Raw genomic sequence first — 20,107 nt, forward strand, 5'->3', positions numbered from 1 at the left:
TTTCTATTTTATGATTGATTATCTTCTTTATAATGTTACTTAACTGCTTACAGCGTGACTATGAGTATAGCATTGAACCCCATCTGTAGTGACCAATTGTCTAAATTCGGTTAACAGATGATTTGTTACTTTGCCTGGTTTCCCATCGCTTATTTTCCTTTGATCTACTTCAATAACAGCAATAACCTCAATTGCTGTACCAGTCAAGAAAACTTCATCTGCTACATACACATCATGCCTTGTAAATGGTGATTCTTTAAGCTCGTATCCGTTTTTCTTTGCTAAATCAATAATGGCATTTCGAGTAATTCCTTCCAAAGCGCCTAGGTATACTGGAGGAGTAATAATCGTATTGTTTTTCACGATAAAAATATTGTCTGCCGACCCTTCGGTTACATAACCCTGATCATTTAACATTAGGGCTTCATCGACACCCGCCTGATTTGCTTCTAGTTTTACGAGAATATTATTAAGATAATTCAATGATTTAACTTGTGGGCTAAGAACATCTGGTCGATTTCTACGAGTTGCTACAGATGCAATTCGAAGACCCCGCTCATATAATTCCTGCGGAAACATGGTAAGAGCTTCCGCAATGACAATCACTCTTGGTTGCGAACAAGCCGATGGATCAAGTCCAAGATTCCCCATTCCACGAGATACAACAACACGAATATAAGCACTGAGGAGTTCATTCTTTCGAATGGTTTCAACAATTATTTGTTCCAATTCCTCTTTTGTATATGGAATGTTTAACATAATGGATTGTGCAGATTCATATAACCTTTTTAGGTGTTCTTCGAGTTTGAAAATATTGCCACTATAAACACGAATACCTTCAAATATTCCATCTCCGTATAAAAAACCATGATCGTACACAGAAACAACTGCGTCCTCTTTAGATACGAATTGTCCACCTGAAAAAATCCATTGATTACTCATATTCAACCGCTCCTGTCTGTAAATGGATCCATCTTCGACTCTCTAAATCATTCCTCATGTAGAAAAAAGTGAACTTTGAGAAATATTCTGAAAAGTACAAATTGGATATTGTCGTTAATATTACAACAAATAATTTTAGAATCAACCACCATTTTTATAATAGGTACTAGTAATTGATTAATCCTAAATTTTGATAACGTTTTCATTGTTGATATATCGGTAATTAATATTTTCAGTATAAGTTAGATTTTTATTTTCAAAAATTTCAAATCTCTTAATTTCTCTCTTTTTTTAAAATAGCGAATAAGGATTATTCACAAATAATTCTTATTACACTATTTAAAACCTTTAAAGCTATTTAAGACCTTTACAATAATCAAAATATATCCTATAGTTAAAAAATTCTAACAATTATGGGGGTAGAGAGATGAGAAGAGTCATTAAAAAGTCATATCTAGTAATTACTGCATTAATGCTAGTTTTATTAGCAGCATGCGGTGAGGGTAGTGGCAGCGGTAGTGCTGATAGTAAAGGAAGTTCCGATGGTCCTGTATCAGCAAAGATTGGAGTCATCTCTTATTTAACCGGTCCTGGGGCCGCGTATGGTGAAGCAATCACGAATGGTTTTAATTTAGCATTGGAAGAAGTGAATGAAAAAGGCGATGTAAACATTGAACTTGTTGTGGAAGATTCAGCAGGAAAGCAAGAACAAGCTTTGACTGTTTCTCAAAAATTAATGAGTGACGATGAGATTGTTGCGATATTGGGACCAACTTTAAGTACTGAAATGAATGTTGTTGCACCTGAAGCTGATATAAATGGAATTTCGATTCTTGGTACTTCTACGACGGCTGCAGGAATTCCTCAAATTGGTGATTACGTTTTTAGAAACTCAATTCCTGAGTCTTTGGCAATTCCAGCAGCTTTGGAAAAAGCAGTAGCTGCTTATGACGTTAAAAAAGTTGCTATTCTTTACGGAAATGACGATCTCTTTACTCAGTCCGGTTTTGACACGATGAAAAAAGTAGCTGAAGACATGAATCTTGAAATCGTTACGATTGAAACGTTCCAAAAAGGTCAATCTGACTATAATGCACAATTAACTAAAATTAAGGATCTTCAACCTGACCTCATTTTAGCTTCTGCACTTTATAACGAAGGCGCCGTTATTATGGGTCAAGCAAGAAAAATGGGAATCGATACTCCTTTCCTAGGTGGTAACGGATTCAACTCTCCAAAAGTAATCGAAATTGCTGGTGAAGCAGCTGATGGACTGATTGTAGCAACTCCTTGGTTTGCAGAGAAAGAAAATTCAAAAGTACAAGCGTTCGTTGAAAAATATAAAGCGAAATACGGGATGGCTCCTGACCAATTTGCAGCACAAGCATATGATGCGCTTTATATTTATGCGGAAGCATTGAAAAATGCAGGTGAAGCCGATCGAGATGCTTTCCGTGATAGTCTTGCAGAAATAAAAGGCCTTGAAGGAATTCTCGGCGAGTTCTCGTTTGATAAAGATGGCGATGTAATTATGGATCCTACAGTTCTTATAATCAAGGACGGGAAGTTCCAAATATTCGAGTAAATTTAATATGTTGTTAAAACACAAATAGTACTAGTTAGGTAACGGCAACTTATACACAATGTTAACAGTGCCAATTTAATTGTCACTTCCTAACTGTGTGTATTGGTTGCCTTAACTTTTAAAGGGAATCTATCCCCGTCAATCTATCAATCTGAGGAAGTGATGTCATGTTAATAGAGCAATTAATCAATGGAATAACACTGGGAAGTATCTATGCCATCGTGGCACTTGGATTCACTCTGGTTTTTGGGGTACTTGGTATCATAAACATGGCCCATGGTGAAATTTTTATGATCGGTGCTTTTATCGGAGTTGTGACAACCAGCGTGTTGGGATTGCCTCTTTGGATTGCATTTATCGCGGCAATTGGGGTCACTGCAGCTTTAGGATACCTGCTAGAGCGTATTGCTTTACGCCCTCTTCGCGGGAAACAAGGCGTCTCTCATCTTGCCCCTTTAATTAGCACAATCGGTGTATCCATTATCCTGGAAAATCTCTCACACCATTTATTTGGAGCAGGTAACCAACCTTTCCGAAATGCATTTGCAGACATTCAGTTTCAAATCGGTTCAATTACGGTTTATCTCGTACAAATATTAATATTTGTCATATCAATTGCACTCATGCTAACTCTTTCCTTCTGGCTTTCAAAAACCAAAGCAGGAAAAGCTCTTCGTGCAACAGCAGAAAACCTGGAAACTGCCAGTCTGCTTGGAGTCAATACGAAACGAACAATAACTACAACAGTCATCATTGCTTCAGCAATGGGCGGTATTGCCGGTATTTTGGTCGGAATGGCATTTAACTCAGTTAACCCTCAAATGGGCTTGTCTATGGGACTTAAGGGACTTGCGATTATTATCTTAGGGGGTATGGGAAATGTCAAAGGAGCTATGGCAGGTGGTCTACTTCTTGGGGTTGCGGAGACAGGCATCGTGGCTTACGGGGATTCGGGCTATCGTGACGCAGTTGCCTTCATTACCATCATATTCATCCTTCTCTTGAGACCTCAAGGTTTATTCGGTAAAAAGACAGCTGAGGCAGGAAGGTGATCATATGTTAGGAGAAATATTAAATCCATATTATTTACAAGTCGCTGCTTTTATCATGATCAATATCATTCTGGCAATCAGCATTTACATAACACTCTCCTCGGGGCAACTCTCCTTGGGAAGCGCCGGATTTATGGGGATTGGCGCGTACACTTCTGCTTTACTGACCATCCATTTTGAATTGCCAATCATTGTCGGTATACTCGCAGGTGCCGTGGTTGCCGGTATTATTGGTATTTTAATCGGAATTCCTGCCCTACGATTGCAAGGAGTATACCTGGCAATTGCAACTCTGGGCTTTGGTGAAGTCGTGCGTATCATCTTCGTAAACTGGGAATCCGTAACACGTGGATCAATTGGATTATCTGGTATCCCCCATATGGGCAGAGAACTCCTGAGATTCTTCAAGGATATCGGCTTTGATCCTGACATGATTGGCTTAAAGAATAATCAGTTCATTTATTTACTCGTTCTCCTCATTTTAGTTCTAATTAATATTATCCTCATTTGGTTCTTTACAAGACAAAACAAATCTCGTATTGGACGTGCTTTTGCTGCCATCAAAATGGATGAAAAAGCAGCGGAGGCCATGGGATTGAATATTACGTACTATAAAGTATTATCTTTTGCACAAGGAGCTGTTTTAGCTGGTTTTGCAGGAGCTTTATATGCTCATGTTCTCGCTTATATCAGTCCTGCCGATTTTGCTTATCACCGTGCTATTGAAATCCTGATCTTTTCCGTCTTCGGAGGTAGTGAAGTCATATTGGGTGCTGTCTTTGGAGCCACTTTCCTAACACTTTTACCAGAAGCATTACGTTTTATCAGTGAATATCGTTATATGATTTATGGTGCTATCCTCGTATTGATGATGGCATTCCGACCACAAGGGATCATCGATGCGTCAGTTTTAAATTGGTTCAAGAAGAATTTGAAATCGAAAAGGGGGACCAACCATGGTACTAGAATTAACAAAAATAACTAAGAACTTTGGTGGTATCTCTGCCTTAACCGATGTTTCTTTCAAAATTGAACAAGGACAGATTTTCGGATTAATCGGTCCGAATGGAGCTGGTAAAACGACCATGTTCAATATTATCACTAACATGTTCCTCCCCACTTCCGGGGAAATCAGTTTTCTAGGCGAAAACATCTCTGGGATAAAGCCACATAAAATTACCGAAAAAGGAATATGTCGAACATTCCAGAATATTCGTCTTTTTTCACAAATGTCTGTCTTAGAAAACGTTTTGGTTGGAGGTCATTGCCGAAGTAAATCAGGTGTCCTGCACAGTGTGTTTCGAACTAAGAAACAATGCAATGAAGAAAATGAAATGCATGCAAAATCACTAGAGCTATTGGAATTGGTGGGGTTAGCCGATTACCGAGATACCATTGCGGAAAACTTGTCCTACGGTCAACAAAGAAGACTGGAAATAGCGCGTGCGTTAGCGAGTAATCCTAAATTATTATTGTTGGATGAACCGGCTGCAGGAATGAACGAGTCCGAAACAGACGACCTATTCGACCTGATTAAAAAAGTGCAAAAAAGAGGCGTAACTGTGCTATTAATCGAACATGATATGCCCTTCGTCATGAAGCTCTGTGACCGGATTGCTGTATTGAACTTCGGTAAAAAACTGGCTGAAGGAACACCAGAGGAAATTCAGAACAATCAAGCTGTCATTGAAGCATACCTCGGATCGGAGGAGGAGGATCAGATTGCTTAAAGTATCAGGTATCGAAACTTATTACGGGAAAATCCAAGCCTTGAAAGGCATCAGCCTGGAAGTAAATGAAGGTCAAGTAGTAACCCTACTCGGTGCAAATGGTGCCGGTAAAACAACAACCATGAAAACCATCTCTGGTTTATTAAAACCGAAACTCGGAAAAGTCGAGTTCCTTGGAGAAGATATTACAGGACTAAGACCCGATCAGCTTCTCAGAAAAGGAATTGCACTTGTTCCCGAAGGTCGTGCAATCCTTTCAAGCATGTCTGTATATGAGAACCTGGAAATGGGCGCGTATCATCGCAAAGATAATGAAATTAAGAAAGACATCGAATCTGTAATGGCTCAATTTCCTATATTGGAGGAAAGAAGAGAACAGCTAGGTGGTACCCTTTCAGGTGGACAACAGCAAATGCTGGCAATAGCGCGTGCATTGCTTTCAAAACCGAAGCTATTGTTGCTGGATGAGCCTTCCATGGGTTTGGCCCCGCTTATCGTAGCAGACATTTTTAAATTGATCAGAGAAATAAAAAACAATGGAACGACGGTATTGTTGGTAGAACAAAATGCCAAACAAGCACTTAAAGTTGCTGATTATGGCTATGTAATGGAAACAGGAAAAGTAATTTTCAACGGTGAGGCTAAAGATTTATTGGAAGACCCAAGAATTGTGGAAGCTTATCTTGGGAAAAGAGCAAGTACAGTTGAAAGTGTCCGTTCATAATGTAAATTCAGAAGCCCTCTTAATAGAGGGCTTTTGGCATGCTATAAATTGCTTTATAAATTTCTTTTTTCATTTCCCTCTTTGTCCTGAACTTTATTAGCTTTATCAGATTTTCTGAATTCCTCGTCATACAAAACTTCTTGCGTAGCAGAAAGTCCATTGTTTTTTGTGGTCAACTGTTCATGCGGTTCTTTCTTCGGCTTCATCTTCTTTGCTCCTTTCAAAATTCCAGAATGATAATTAGTCTTCAATCAATCGGCATTTTTATACAGTGGAATTCTAAAAAATATTTATATCTTTGGATAATTAATGCATTAGTTCCCTACTTTTTCATTTTATAGACTTGTTAAGGAGTGTTGTTGATGTTGAATAAAAAAAAGAAAGTGCGCACAGCAGGAAGCCCACAAGTATGTGATTTTCATACTTGAATGTTCATGCGCAACGGCGGCTAGCGCAAATGTACGATTAAAAACCGCATAATATAACATTGCTTTTAATAAAAAGAAATCCGCTGAATATTTCTTCTGCCGCTACCTACTAATCCAACAATTCTTTATAGAAGTTATCTAGCAGCTTAAACATTAATCTGTGAACAAATTTAGTGTTTGGGTGTGGATATGAGTATTGAAACAGTTGATATTTCGGGATTCGGATTAAATATTCAGAATTATCTTTCATTTGTAAACATACTATTGTTTTAACTAGGTTTATTAATCTACTTGTCCAACAAATCGATAACAGATTAATAGAAAAATAGTTACTGTGCAGACAAACAAAAATGGGGGGCATCACATGAGAAGAAGATTAATCGCATTACTAAGTTTTTTACTCGTATTTTCGGTTGTGTTAGCTGGATGTTCAGAAAAAGAGGCCAAGGTAACTAAGTCACGACTTGAGGTGATCAAGGAACGTGGTAAAGTAGTTGGCGGTGTCAACGCTGATATACCTGGTTTTGGCTATGTAGAATCAGATGGTAGTTATTCAGGTATGGATGTGGATATTACAAAAGCAATTGCAGCCGCGGTCTTTGGAGATGCAACCGCTGTTGAATTCAGACCTTTATCCGCGGAAGAACGATTCATTGCTGTTCAAACAGGTGAAGTCGATGTATTGGCAAGAAACACGACTCTTACTACTTCACGGGATGCGTCTGTAGGACTTGCTTTTGCACCTGTTACGTTTTATGACGGGCAAGGGATGATTGTTCGTAAAGATAGTGGAATTGAAAGTTTGGAGGATTTGGAAGGAGCCCGTATTTCGGTTGAGTCCGGCACTACAACGGAACTCAATCTGGCTGACCAAATGCGTAAATTAGGTATCAGTTATGAACCTGTCGTATTTGATAGTCAGGATGCTGCGGTTGCTGCTTATGAGCAAGGTAGTGTAGATGCATATACAACAGATCGCTCTGCACTTGTTTCACGCAGAACTACCCTATCCGTTCCAGATGATCATGTTATTTTATCTGAGGTCATATCGAAAGAACCTCTTGCTCCATCCGTAAAAGATGGCGACTCTAAATGGCAAGGCGTTGTGACATGGACCGTCTACACGTTAATTCAAGCTGAAGAGTATGGCATTACCCAAGATAATGTTGATACGTTCCTGGATAGCGAAGATCCTGAAATCCGTCGCTTCCTGGGTGTTGAAGGGGACTTGGGAGAGCAACTCGGATTACCTAAGGACTTTGCTGTACAAGTGATCAAGGCTGTTGGTAACTATGGAGAAGTATATAATCGTCATCTTGGACCAGATACAATATTTGATTTAGAGCGTGGCCTCAACAGCCTTTGGACAGAGGGTGGTCTACATTATTCACCACCTTTCCGATAAATTCCATTTCATGTGTAACTACCAGTTGTAGTTTCAAGTAAATAAGGCCTGCACACCTTGTTGAATGAAGGAGCAGGCCTATTATTTTCAATAAAATTCGTATGTGAGGTGAACCATACATGAAAAAACATTCTACTTTGATGACCACTCCCTTTTGGCGCGATAAACGAGTGATTCCACTCCTTCTTCAGGCCATATTTGCCATGATTGTTATTTTGATTGGAACCATCTTTTTATTGAATGCCGTTGAAAGCATGAGACAAATCGGAATTAGTTTTGGCTATGACTTTCTAAGCAAGATGGCTCAATTCGACATAGGTGACAAGATAGTTTCGTTTTCCTCGACCGATACCTATGGCAAGGCTTTTTTTGTAGGGATATTAAATACGATAAGAGTGGCCTTTATTGGAATAATCTTTGCTACAATTCTAGGATTCATCGTAGGTGTTGCTCGATTATCCAACAACTGGCTAGCAAGATCAGTGGCTTCTGTATATGTTGAAGTTTTCCGTAATACTCCTCTTCTAGTCCAAATTTTCATTTGGTTTTATGCTGTATTCTTAAGCTTTCCTACTATTGAAAAAAGCTTAAATTCATTTGGATTATTCTTCTTTAGCAATAGAGGGACAGTCATTCCGTGGTTTGAGTTAACTTCATCTTCATTTGTTTGGTTCCTTTTCCTCATTGCGGGTCTCATTCTATCGGTTATTGTATGGAAGATTAAACTCAATCAACAAGTAGAAACTGGACAGAACAAATACCCATTTTTCTGGTCAATCGGTTCATTTATTAGCTCATTAGCCATTGCATGGTTGATTACATTCGAATTGCCGCTTCTTCTAAGCATCCCAGAAATCGTCGGTCGTGGGTTTGTTGGTGGTTATACGATTGGACCAGGATTTTGTGCACTTTTAGTAGCCCTTGTCATGTACACCGCTTCTTATATTGCCGAAATTGTTCGTGGCGGCATTTTGGCCGTTTCAAAAGGACAAGTCGAAGCAGCAAAAGCGTTGGGTCTGAAGAGTTCCACCATACTCAGGCTCATAATTCTACCTCAGGCTATTCGAATCATTATTCCACCACTAACGAGTCAATATTTAAATCTTATTAAAAATTCAAGTTTAGCTGCAGCGGTTGCTTACCCAGAAATATTTGGAGTTGGAATTACGATACTCAGTCAAACAGGAAAAAGTGTTGAAGTCATTTCAATCGTCATTCTCGTTTACTTATCAATGAGCTTATTGACATCACTCTTGATGAATATATTTAACAAATACTCTCAACTGGTAGAGAGGTGATCGATATGGATAAAAATAAATTACTAACAAAGAAACCTCAAAAATCACCTTATCATCCATCAACTGGGACTCTAGATTGGCTAAAGAAAAACTTATTCAGTAGTTGGTTAAACACGATTTTGACATTTGTATTTGCCACGATTATTACGTTTATTGGAATAGGTTCTGTAAAATGGATATTCTTAACGGCCAATTGGCATGTTATTTCTGCCAACTTCAGATTGCTAATAGTCGGTCAATACCCGATTGCAGAATTGTGGCGAGTTTGGATTTGTTTAACTCTTGTTTCTTTTCTAATCGGACTTTCCTGGGGATTATGGAAAGGAACGATGGGTCATCTAACAATTGCTGTGACTAGTATGTATTTCATTGTAGGTTGCTTACCTTTTATCCTGATGGAAACCCGCATATGGTTGCTCATAAATATTGCAGTAATAGGAGCTACTTATGCAGTAGGAAAAAAATGGTCAAAGTTAAAGAAATCCACACTCATTGGATGGTTCCTGATGTTCCCCATTACTATATTTCTACTCAATGGATTTGGCGTACTCAATCATGTGGGGTCGAATCTTTGGGGGGGGTTCTTACTAACATTACTGATTGCTATCGTTGCGATTGTTTTCTCCTTCCCTATAGGTCTGTTACTCGCTTTAGGAAGAAGGAGTAAACTGCCAATCGTACGATGGTTCAGTATTGGGTATATCGAATTAATTCGCGGTGTTCCATTGATTACAATATTATTTGTAGCTCAATTGATGTTACCTCTGTTTTTGGGCAACGGGATAGACATCGATAATGTCTTCAGAGCCATGGTAGGATTCACGCTATTTACCGCAGCCTATTTAGCAGAAAATATCCGTGGTGGGTTGCAATCTATCCCTCGGGGTCAATTTGAAGCAGCAGAAGCTCTTGGCTTGAATACCACGATTAAGATGACATTTATTATCTTACCTCAAGCATTGCGAGCTGTTATACCCGCTATGGTTGGGTCATTTATAGGAATATTTAAAGATACTTCACTCGTAGCAATTGTAGGATTAACAGATTTACTCGGTATGGGTAAGAACATCATTTCCAATCCGGAGTTTTTAGGCACCCAGATGGAAGTATTTATTTTCGTTGCACTCGTCTTCCTTATCTTCTGTAATTTAATGTCTTACGCCAGCCGCAGAATTGAACAATCTCTTGGCGTTGGCAAACGATAAGTAGAATAACTCAATCCAAGGAGGTACGTGTATGTTAGAAAAATTCAAATCAGATACCCCTCTCGATCAGAGACAAGATATAGTCATTTGTAATCAATTGAATAAATGGTTCGGCAGTCTCCATGTATTAAAAGATGTCTCCCTAAATGTGAAACAAGGAGAAGTCGTGGTAATATTAGGACCTTCTGGTTCCGGAAAGTCCACATTTATCCGCACGGTTAATGGGCTAGAAGAAATTCAAAAAGGTTCGATAACGGTTGACGGAATTCCTTTATCCAACGATATTGCTGATATCGAATCCATACGTAAAGAAACAGGAATGGTCTTTCAATCTTTCAATCTGTTCCCTCATATGACCATTTTAAAGAATATCACCTTGGCACCTATTTGGGTTCGGAAATGGCCGAAAGCCAAGGCTGAAAAAGTTGCGATGGAATTGCTCGAACGTGTGGGTATTCCTGAACAGGCCCATAAATATCCTGGGCAGCTCTCAGGTGGTCAACAACAACGGGTTGCCATTGCCAGAGCATTAGCCATGCAACCTAAAATCATGTTATTTGATGAACCGACGTCAGCATTAGATCCTGAAATGATAAAGGAAGTATTGGATGTTATAAAAACATTAGCCGGATCTGGAATAACGATGTTGGTCGTTACGCATGAAATGAACTTCGCTCGTGAAGTTGCCGATCGGATTGTGCTATTTGATTTTGGAGAAATCATTGAAATTGGCACTCCTAATGAATTGTTTGACAATCCAAAACATGAAAGAACCAAGCTTTTCCTATCTCAGATTTTATAAAGTTTAATGGAGCTGATGAAGATAGAAAAAGACCAGAAGTATGTACGAGCAAAAAAAAAGATGGAGATGTTAAAAGCATTTTATATTCATTTAACGGTTTATATTTTTGTGAATATGCTACTTTTGGCTATCAACTTATTGACCAATCCTGAAATTTGGTGGTTTTTATATCCACTTGGCGGCTGGGGAGTCGGGCTATTTATACATGGTTTAACAACATTTGCAAGTGGATTCGGATCTGATTGGGAATCAAGAAAGATCAAGGAATACATGGAGAAAGACAAGAAAAAATACTAATTAAACACAATTCCCCCCTTCAGCTCCTGAGGGGGGGTGAATTATGGCCAGTATGAACGGTATTATCAAATATTTTTGTATTGGCGGGAATTAGCACTACATAACCACGTGATTATTTTTAACATTTTTCCCATTAATTTTTTCTCACGTATAATTCCACTTCTGCAAACAACATCGATAGCACTGAAACAAATGATGAAATTGCAAAACTAATCCATATTGTTTGCAGGGGACTGAACTCGTTAAATACGGTGACGCCCAAAGTCCACCCAATTATGATTGAATACGGTAGCATCCTGGAAATCACACGTTTTGATAATAGAATTGTTAGCATGACAGGTATCGCGGCAGCATAAAGATGACCATAGAAAAAAAGAAATTCCAGTAAGTTGAATTGAACAAAATGAGTAATAATTAAGAGGCACATTAGTAAAACCCCTGAAAACACATAGGATTCCTGTCTCATTTTTCTGTCCGTCATCCCTTTTTTAAATGGGAGCCGGATGTGCTTAACAACGTGAATCGTCGTCGCATGCAGCTCTGCATGAATCGTCGTGGATAAAGTACCGAAAAAAAATAAGAAAAACAGAACTGATAGGAACACTGGATCGATTTTTGTTATTAATTGAAACAAAAGAGAGTATGTTGCATCAAAAGGACCGTCGAATATAACAATCATCAACATCGCTGATAGTGCCATTGGTATGGTACTCCATACAAATGCTGTAGACCAGAAAGTCATACGTAATTTTTTCTGTTCAATCATATAAAGCCTTTGCCAAGTAGCACGGTCCGTCAAAATTTGTCCAAATGCAACTAACATGAACGTAACAATAAATAAATAACCTTCTTGGTTTTTAGTGAACAATAAATATGGATGGTATAAGCGAATGCCATCGTATACTGCAAATGCACCTTCTTGTATAAAGAAATATAGCGGAATAAAGATGATGGCGGCAAAGATAAAGAATACGGAAACCCCTTCAAATCTGTGAATCCATTTCATTCCTCCTAATCCGGCAATAACAAAACAATATAGGAAGAATAAAAAAAGAGAAACTGTAAAAGGAATCTCGAACAACAAATCAAACAACACGGCCGCCCCAACTGCTTGCATGAACAGAGAATCTAAACCAAGAAAAAGAACGATGATAGTCATAATCCAATATCCATCTTTTTTTAGTCGTTGTTGAAATAAATCGCCAATCGTTTCAAAGTCAGGAAATCTATTTCTTATTTTTGTTGCCATAATCCCAAAAGAAAAAATGGACATTGCCCCTACTAGTGAATAACCAATGCCCCCCAACAGCCCATATTTAACAAGCGATTCTGGAGATGATAGTATGGCATTCCCTGTTATCCATCGTGCTAAGAGACTGATCATGCCTGTGGACACACCAAAGATTAACGAACCAGTAATATAGTGTTGATAGGTTTTCATGTGATATGGTCTTTTTTTCTTTTTGGATTTGTACGATATTCAGAAGGAGTCATACCAAATTGCTTTTTAAAAATTGCACTAAAATAATGTTGACTATTAAAGCCCGTTTTTTCTGCTATAACCGACATACTTAAATTCTTATTTTCAATTAATAATTTCTTTGCATTCTCAAGTCTGTACGTATTTAAATAATCTGCAAAACCGATACCAATTTCCTCATAAAACTTTCGACTTAAATAGGTAGCATTCATATGAATGCGATTGGCAATTAAACCTAGACTTAATTTTTCATGAAACTCTTCACGAATAATATGTAAAACTTCTTGAATGGAGTCGTTCTGCGTGCTCCATTTCCTATACTTTTCAAGAAACATCAATAGTTCACTTTCCACTATAGGTTTTGTTAAATAATCATTAACACCAATTCTTAAAGAAGACTGTGCATATTCAAACGATTGAAACGCCGTAACAATAATAATATCCATCTCATAGTTCTTCTTTAATTCCTTTGCGAGTTCCAACCCATTTTTACCAGGCATTTGAATATCCAGAAAAGCCAAAGATATTTTGACTTTTTTAGCTAACTGAATAGCAATTGAAGCATCCACTGCCTTATAAAATGTCCAATTTGAAAAATGGGCTTTCATAATATATTCTAGTTGATCTAATTCCAATGCCTCATCGTCCACAAGTAGAATATTCAAGTACACCCTCCTCCCACTCTAATTATTTGGTAAGTGGAAATTTCACTTCAACTACGGTTTCATTTCCAATGTGTCTCATGACTAATGATGTCACTTGTTCAGGAAATAACAATTCCAGTCGTTTTTGTATATTTCTTATCCCATAACCTTCTTCGCGTGGTTTATAGTCTATTTTCTCATTAATTGGCTGAATAAGATGTGTATTCCAAACCTCGATATATAGAAACCCTTCAGAATGATAGATATTTATCCTTAACATAGCAGGGCCACTATATTTTTCAAAACCGTGTTTAAAGGCATTTTCCACAATGGTCTGAATGATAAATGGAGGTAATAGAGATGTTCCACATTGCTCTTCAATATCCTGGGTCAACGTGAGACGTTCTCCAAATCTCAATCTTTGTATTTCTAAATAATTTTTCACATATGTCAATTCAACTTCCAGTTTAATAAGCGAAGGATGGTTAATATACTTAAACTTAAAGAACTTGGCCATAACTTCTAATCCCTTGATCAGTTCATCTTTTCTATCTAGACGTGCCAAGCTTAGCATCGTATTTAGAGTATTAAAGAAAAAATGTGGCTGAATTTGCTGATTCAACTGATCGTAATGCGCATTTTGCAATTCCTTTTCCATCTCAAGTTTGGTCGCTTCTTTTGGTAGATTATCTATCTGCCTCTCGAAAATCATGACAAATGAAAGTGTAAAAGCCCCTACTAGAGGAGCTAATACGCAAATCAAGACGTATAATGAAAAAGATTCCAATGGCATCATCATGCATACGTCCTTTCTAATCTTAACAATTTTTCTTCCAATACTAATTTACCTAGACTGAATATAACACGATATCTAAATCTTAAGAAGATAAATTCTCAGCGTAGTGACAAGCAACAAAATGCTGATTTTGCGATTCTCTTAATATCGGTTCTTCGCTCTGACAAAGATCTGTTGCAAAAGGACAACGCGTATGGAACCTGCATCCAGCTGGGGGATTTATTGGCGATGGAACATCACCTTTCAGAATGATTCGTTCTTTCCTTTGTGTTTGATCTGTTACTGGAATAGCCGACAATAGTGCTTTTGTATATGGATGCAGTGGATTCTTAAATAGTGATGCTGTATCCGAAAGCTCTACTATCTTTCCTAAATACATAACCATCACTCTGTCAGAAATATGTCGGACTACACTTAAGTCGTGGGAAATAAATAAAAAGGTCAAATCAAAATCCTTTTGAAGTTTTTTGAGCAAGTTCAAAATTTGAGCTTGAATGGATACATCCAGTGCAGAAACTGCCTCGTCACAGATAATGATTTTAGGATTGACAGCCAGTGCTCTCGCAATGCCTATACGTTGCCTTTGACCACCTGAAAATTCATGTGGATAGCGTTCAAGATACTCTGGTCTCAAGCCCACATGCTTCATCAGTTCCAGCATACGGGATTCCCTCTGATTCGGCGGGAGAACTTTTTGAATAGCCATTGCTTCTTCCAGCATTTGACGAATCGTTCTTCTCGGATTTAACGAAGCATATGGATCCTGGAAAATCACTTGAATATCGCCTCGAATATTACGTAATTCTCTTTTATTCATTTTCGTGAGAGATTGACCTTTAAATAACACATTTCCCTCTGTAGGTTCGTCTAATCGTAAGATTGATCTTCCCGTTGTTGATTTACCGCATCCAGACTCTCCCACTATGCTTAGTGTTTCCCCTGGAAACAGGTCAAAACTGATTCCATCCACTGCTTTTACAACTTGTTTGGACTGAAATATCACTTCTTTTTTCAACACAAAATGCTGCTTCAATCCACTAACTTGCAAGATTGGTTGTTTCTCTATCTCGGTAGTTTTCATTGTGTCACCATCTCTCTTGATGAACTCTCTTCTTGCCATTGAGCGGTATACTTCCAACATCTTACCTTCATGTCTTCATCGTATTGGATTAACTCTGGTTGCTTTTCGATACACATTTTTTGTGCGAAAGGACATCTTTCCGCGAAACGGCATCCGTCTGGATAGTCATATGGACTTGGCACGGTTCCTTCAATAATTTGAAGTTCCTCTTGATTTTCGTACAATTTGGGAAGTGAACCAATTAATCCTTGTGTATATGGATGTAATGGATTTCTAAAAAGAGTAGCTGAGTTTTGGTGCTCAACAATTTGCCCAGCATACATAACTCCTACTTGATCGCACATCTCAGCTACTACGCCTAAGTCATGCGTAATAAAGATAATCCCCATTCCAATTTTCTTTTGGAGATCTTTCATGATCTCCAAAATTTGTGCCTGAATGGTTACATCCAATGCAGTTGTTGGTTCATCTGCAATTAAGACTTCCGGGGTACAAGCTAAAGCCATGGCAATCATGATTCGCTGTCTCATTCCCCCACTAAGTTGAAAAGGTTCCTGCTTCGCTCTCTTTTCGGGAGAAGGTATCCCGACTAAACCAATCATTTCAACTGATTTATCCCAAGCCTGTCTTTTAGATAACCCTTGGTGCAATCTCAATGCTTCAGCAATTTGTTCTCCTACAGGAATGACTGGATTTAAGCTTGTCATAGGCTCCTGAAAAATCATCGAAATTTGATTTCCTCTGATTTTACGTAACTCCTCATTGGACATCTTGACTAAATCTTTGCCATTCAAGAGTATTTCACCATCTACAATTTTCCCGGGAGGTGATGGAATCAGACGCAAAATTGATAAAGATGTCATAGATTTTCCGCAACCGGACTCCCCAACAATTCCAAGAGTCTCTCCTCTTCTTAAAACAAAATCGATACCATCAACAGCTTTTGCAATTCCCTTTTTCGAAATGAAATGTGTTTTTAAATTTTTCACTTCCAAGACAACCTCATTTTTCATCGTTATACCTCCTAGTTCAAATCGATTCGTTTATTGAAAACTCTATACATGATATCAACCAGCAGATTCACGAACACAAATACTAATGAGGCTATTAGAACGCCGCCTTGTACCATTGGGATATCTCTCGTGCGAATCGCGTCTACAATCATTCGTCCTATTCCATTTATAGCAAATACTGATTCTACTAGAACTGTTCCTCCCAATAAACTACCAAACTGTAATCCTACTACGGTGATGACAGGGATTAATGCATTTCTTAAAGCATGTTTATAAATAATCACATGTTCTTTAAGCCCTTTTGCACGTGCAGTTCGAACATAGTCCTGCCCTACAACTTCCAGCATACTTGAGCGGGTCATCCGTGCAACAATTGCCGCTCCACCTGCACCAAGTGTAATCGCTGGCAAAATAATATGAGCTGCACTATCCCAGCCTGCAACAGGTAACCATTGCAATTTAATAGAGAATACATACATTAGAAGTAATCCTAACCAAAAACTTGGAAGAGAAATACCCAATAAGGCAACAACCATGACCCCTATATCAGAAAGTGAATAGGGACGTATTGCTGAGATGATTCCAGCGATCAACCCAAGAACAATGGTTATCAATATACTGAAGAATGCTAGTTCCATCGTTATTGGTAAACGAATCATAATTTCATCCAAAACAGGTTGGTTATTTTTCAAAGAATTACCAAAATCACCTTGGAACACATTTGCAATATAGGAAAAGTACTGTTCATATAGAGGCTTATTTAAACCTAAATTCTCTCTCAATTCTTCAACGGTTTCAATCGAAGCTCCTTCACCTGCTAATATAACGGCTGAATCTCCAGGAACCATTTGCATTATCAAGAACACGACTAAAGTGACTCCCAAAATGACAGGGACAATTTGTGCTAAACGTTTTAAAATAAATAAGAACATAAGAATCCTCCTTCTATTTCTTCATTCTTGGATCCAGGGCATCGCGTAATCCGTCCCCAAATAAGTTAAAACCTAAAACTAAAACTGATATCATTAAACCTGGAAAAATGGCCATATAAGGAGCACTGAAAATAAAATCACGCCCGCTTGATAACATTGCTCCCCATTCAGGAGATGGTGGTTGTGCGCCTAACCCCAAAAAGGACAAGCCTGCGGCTGATAGAATAGCAGTCGCAAGGCGCATCGTGCCTTGAACAATAATTGGTGATAATATGTTTGGGAAAATGTGACGGAAAATGATGATGAAATCATTTGCACCCAAGGTTCTGATTGCATCAATATACTCCAATTGCTTTACTTCCATCGTGGAACCTCGAACAATTCTTGCAAATAGAGGGATAGAGAACACACCTACTGCAACTGTGACATTAATTAAACTTGGCCCAAGTGCACTAATGATTGCTAATGCTAATAAAATTCCTGGGAATGCTAACATGACATCCAAACAGCGGCTGATGATTGTATCAATCCACTTACCATAATAACCAGCGACTAGTCCTAGAATAATTCCAATACTTGCCCCGAAAAAGACGGAAGAAAAACCTACACCTAAAGATAAACGTGAACCGTATAGGATTCGACTTAGTATATCTCGGCCTTTATCATCCGTTCCCATCCAATGGTCACCTGATGGGCTCTGTAATTTATCCTTCAAATTAATTTCATAGGGATCATATGGAGCCAAGATTGGCGCCAAAAAAGTCATTGAAATATATAGAAGGATAATAATCCCTCCTACAACAGCCGCTTTATTTTGACCGATAGCGGAAAAAAACGCTTTACGTTTCTCGCTTCGAACTTGCCTTCTAGCCAACAACAATTCTGCTGTATCCACCACTAATGATGCATTTACTGTCATTTAATACCCCTCCTTGGTTCTTCCTTTTCGTAATAAGGTAATCTCAAGATAGAAAAGAAAAGAACGAAAGTAAATAGAAATAGAATGATTAGTCATAAAATTTAAAAAACATGTAAATATTTCGAAAATATTTACAATTCATTTTCTTTATACTTCAATTTAGAAAGACAAATAACGGTTTTGGAGGGGAAAGGTTATGAAGAAAATAAAATGGGTGAAATGGTTTGCTATAGTGGCTATTCTGATGTTACTTATGCAAGCGTGCTCCACAGGTTCGGCAGGAGACGCAAATGAAGGAAGTAAGAAAACTGAAAATGGGGATGGAACGGGTGGAACTTTGGTAGTTGTTCGTTTGTCGGATGCAACTGGCCTTGATCCGCATTTCATAACAGATATACCTTCAGCAAATGTTGTTCACGGCAAAGTTTATGAAACACTTGTTGCTTTTGACAAGGACATGAAGATTAAACCGCGCCTGGCTACTGAATATAAACAATTGGATGATCTAACATGGGAATTCACCTTACAAGAAGGTGTTAAATTCCACGACGGCACTCCTTTTAATGCAGAAGCCGTTAAAATAACGCTTGAACGTTTACTAGATCCAGCAACAGGTTCTCCACAAAAAGATAAACTGGGAATGATTTCTGAAATCATCGTAAAAGACGATACACACGTTACGATTAAATTATCCCAGCCTTATGCTCCATTACTATCAATTTTAGCTAGTAATGAAGGTAGTATCATCAGCCCTAAATCAATTTAAGAAAGTCCTGGAGAATTAGCGACACATCCAGTAGGAACGGGTCCATTTGTATTTGATTCCTGGAAATCAGGTCAACAAATTACATTAAGTAAGAACGATGATTATTGGGGTGAAAAGGTCAAAATTGATACCGTTGAATTTAAGGTTGTTCCTGAGGATGCGACACGACTGGCAATGATTGAAAGCGGTGAAGCACACATATCCGATCAAGTTCCAGTAACAGAGATCGATCGAATTGAAAGCTCTGATTCGTTAAACCTTTTCAGAACTGAAGGATTAGCAGTTGAGTATGTAGGCTTCAATACAACTAAAGCTCCATTCGATAATGTTAAGGTCCGTCAGGCTGTCAGTTATGCAATTGAAAGAGAAGCAATTATTGATGGGGTTTACAATAACGTCGGTACTCTTGCCAATGTAGCGATGAGCCCTAAAGTATTTGGATACAGTAAGGATGTAGAAGCATATCCTTATGACGTCAACAAAGCCAAAGCCTTACTAAAAGAAGCTGGTTTTGATAATGGGATGAAAATCAATCTCTTAACGAGCGATCGAAAAGAACGAATTAATATGGCTGAAGTCATTCAATCCCAACTAAAAGGTATAGGTGTGGATGTAGAGATTCAGGTAATGGAATATGGTTCTTATATCGAACAAGTTAATAGTGGTGAGCATCAAATGTTTATCGGCGGTTGGGGTAATGCAACAGGTGATGGAGATTACAATCAATATAACTTGTTCCACTCTGCATCTGTCGGTTCTCCCGGGAACCATTTCTATTACCAAAATCCTGCAGTAGATAAATTAATTGAACAAGGTCGAGTTGAGACAGACCCTAAACAACGAGAAGAAATTTATAAGCAAGCTATGCAAGTTGAAATGGATGAAGCAGTGTACATTCCTATTCGTAACTATGAACATCTAGCGATCTATAATAATAATGTAGACAACTTCTATTTAGATGCTTCTAATTACCTTCTTTTGAATGAAGTTACAGTAAAATAATAATGG

The 20,107-nt window shown here is 38.2% G+C and carries 19 protein-coding genes and 1 pseudogene; 11 read left to right on the forward strand and 9 right to left on the reverse strand.

The genetic code is table 11. From position 1 onward, the window contains the following. Positions 1–39: 39 nt before the first annotated feature. On the reverse strand, positions 40–942 hold the full coding sequence (gene ilvE, locus GY23_RS09720; protein ID WP_075619036.1) for a branched-chain-amino-acid transaminase: 903 nt from the start codon (positions 940–942) through the stop codon (positions 40–42). A 427-nt stretch (positions 943–1,369) separates the two neighbouring features. Here ilvE and GY23_RS09725 point away from each other — a divergent pair, with 427 nt between their 5' ends. From GY23_RS09725 to GY23_RS09745, 5 genes are all read left to right on the forward strand, one after another. Further along, positions 1,370–2,527, forward strand: a complete 1,158-nt coding sequence (locus GY23_RS09725) for an ABC transporter substrate-binding protein (protein WP_075619037.1) — start codon at positions 1,370–1,372, stop codon at positions 2,525–2,527. Between the two features lie 167 nt (positions 2,528–2,694). Beyond that, positions 2,695–3,579 (forward strand): branched-chain amino acid ABC transporter permease, encoded by an 885-nt coding sequence (locus tag GY23_RS09730; RefSeq protein ID WP_075619038.1) that lies wholly within the window; start codon positions 2,695–2,697, stop codon positions 3,577–3,579. A 4-nt stretch (positions 3,580–3,583) separates the two neighbouring features. Continuing rightward, positions 3,584–4,564 (forward strand): branched-chain amino acid ABC transporter permease, encoded by a 981-nt coding sequence (locus tag GY23_RS09735; RefSeq protein WP_075619039.1) that lies wholly within the window; start codon positions 3,584–3,586, stop codon positions 4,562–4,564. Next, a complete protein-coding gene (locus GY23_RS09740; RefSeq protein WP_075619040.1) occupies positions 4,536–5,309 on the forward strand; it encodes an ABC transporter ATP-binding protein in 774 nt (257 codons plus the stop codon). Before GY23_RS09735 ends, GY23_RS09740 begins: the two co-directional genes overlap by 29 nt. After that, positions 5,302–6,033 carry an ABC transporter ATP-binding protein gene (locus GY23_RS09745; protein WP_075619041.1) on the forward strand — a complete coding sequence of 244 codons (732 nt, stop codon included), beginning with the start codon at positions 5,302–5,304 and terminating at the stop codon, positions 6,031–6,033. Before GY23_RS09740 ends, GY23_RS09745 begins: the two co-directional genes overlap by 8 nt. A 53-nt stretch (positions 6,034–6,086) precedes the next feature. Here the strand turns inward: GY23_RS09745 and GY23_RS18015 are convergent, their stop codons facing one another. Continuing rightward, complete coding sequence (locus GY23_RS18015) at positions 6,087–6,239, reverse strand: YfhE family protein (RefSeq protein WP_075619042.1); 153 nt, start codon at positions 6,237–6,239, stop codon at positions 6,087–6,089. Positions 6,240–6,825: 586 nt separating this feature from the next. Between GY23_RS18015 and GY23_RS09755 the strand changes: the two genes are divergently transcribed. The 5 genes from GY23_RS09755 to GY23_RS09775 all read left to right on the forward strand — a co-directional run bounded on the left by GY23_RS09755 (position 6,826) and on the right by GY23_RS09775 (position 11,468). Beyond that, the gene (locus GY23_RS09755) at positions 6,826–7,866 is read left to right on the forward strand and encodes an amino acid ABC transporter substrate-binding protein (RefSeq protein ID WP_075619043.1); all 1,041 of its coding nucleotides are present in this window, start codon (positions 6,826–6,828) and stop codon (positions 7,864–7,866) included. Positions 7,867–7,985: 119 nt separating this feature from the next. Beyond that, positions 7,986–9,164, forward strand: coding sequence for an amino acid ABC transporter permease (locus GY23_RS09760; RefSeq protein ID WP_075619044.1), 1,179 nt, complete (start codon positions 7,986–7,988; stop codon positions 9,162–9,164). A 5-nt stretch (positions 9,165–9,169) separates the two neighbouring features. Beyond that, entirely contained in the window at positions 9,170–10,369 is a 1,200-nt protein-coding gene (locus GY23_RS09765) for an amino acid ABC transporter permease (RefSeq protein ID WP_075619045.1), read from the forward strand. 31 nt (positions 10,370–10,400) lie between these two features. Further along, positions 10,401–11,171 carry an amino acid ABC transporter ATP-binding protein gene (locus GY23_RS09770; protein WP_075619046.1) on the forward strand — a complete coding sequence of 257 codons (771 nt, stop codon included), beginning with the start codon at positions 10,401–10,403 and terminating at the stop codon, positions 11,169–11,171. Between the two features lie 21 nt (positions 11,172–11,192). Beyond that, positions 11,193–11,468: a 2TM domain-containing protein gene (locus tag GY23_RS09775; protein WP_075619232.1), complete on the forward strand. Its 276-nt coding sequence runs from the start codon at positions 11,193–11,195 to the stop codon at positions 11,466–11,468. 133 nt (positions 11,469–11,601) lie between these two features. On the opposite strand, the gene GY23_RS09780 is transcribed toward GY23_RS09775, so the two are convergent. The 7 genes from GY23_RS09780 to GY23_RS09810 all read right to left on the reverse strand — a co-directional run bounded on the left by GY23_RS09780 (position 11,602) and on the right by GY23_RS09810 (position 18,333). Then, positions 11,602–12,909 carry an SLC5/6 family protein gene (locus GY23_RS09780; protein ID WP_075619047.1) on the reverse strand — a complete coding sequence of 436 codons (1,308 nt, stop codon included), beginning with the start codon at positions 12,907–12,909 and terminating at the stop codon, positions 11,602–11,604. Then, the gene (locus tag GY23_RS09785; RefSeq protein WP_075619048.1) at positions 12,906–13,613 is read right to left on the reverse strand and encodes a response regulator transcription factor; all 708 of its coding nucleotides are present in this window, start codon (positions 13,611–13,613) and stop codon (positions 12,906–12,908) included. Before GY23_RS09785 ends, GY23_RS09780 begins: the two co-directional genes overlap by 4 nt. 22 nt (positions 13,614–13,635) lie before the next feature. Further along, positions 13,636–14,391, reverse strand: a complete 756-nt coding sequence (locus tag GY23_RS09790; RefSeq protein WP_139311105.1) for a sensor histidine kinase — start codon at positions 14,389–14,391, stop codon at positions 13,636–13,638. A gap of 79 nt (positions 14,392–14,470) precedes the next feature. Continuing rightward, positions 14,471–15,469, reverse strand: coding sequence for an ABC transporter ATP-binding protein (locus tag GY23_RS09795; protein WP_075619050.1), 999 nt, complete (start codon positions 15,467–15,469; stop codon positions 14,471–14,473). Then, positions 15,466–16,482 (reverse strand): ABC transporter ATP-binding protein, encoded by a 1,017-nt coding sequence (locus tag GY23_RS09800; RefSeq protein WP_075619051.1) that lies wholly within the window; start codon positions 16,480–16,482, stop codon positions 15,466–15,468. The genes GY23_RS09795 and GY23_RS09800 overlap by 4 nt, the downstream gene beginning before the upstream one ends. An 11-nt stretch (positions 16,483–16,493) precedes the next feature. Further along, positions 16,494–17,414 (reverse strand): nickel ABC transporter permease, encoded by a 921-nt coding sequence (gene nikB, locus GY23_RS09805; RefSeq protein ID WP_075619052.1) that lies wholly within the window; start codon positions 17,412–17,414, stop codon positions 16,494–16,496. 13 nt (positions 17,415–17,427) lie between these two features. Further along, positions 17,428–18,333, reverse strand: coding sequence for an ABC transporter permease (locus GY23_RS09810; RefSeq protein WP_084544097.1), 906 nt, complete (start codon positions 18,331–18,333; stop codon positions 17,428–17,430). A 196-nt stretch (positions 18,334–18,529) separates the two neighbouring features. Here GY23_RS09810 and GY23_RS09815 point away from each other — a divergent pair. After that, positions 18,530–20,101, forward strand: a pseudogene (locus GY23_RS09815) (glutathione ABC transporter substrate-binding protein). The last annotated feature ends 6 nt before the right edge of the window (positions 20,102–20,107 follow it).

Origin of the sequence: Paenisporosarcina indica (genome assembly GCF_001939075.1) — a bacterium.
Taxonomy (GTDB): domain Bacteria; phylum Bacillota; class Bacilli; order Bacillales_A; family Planococcaceae; genus Paenisporosarcina; species Paenisporosarcina indica.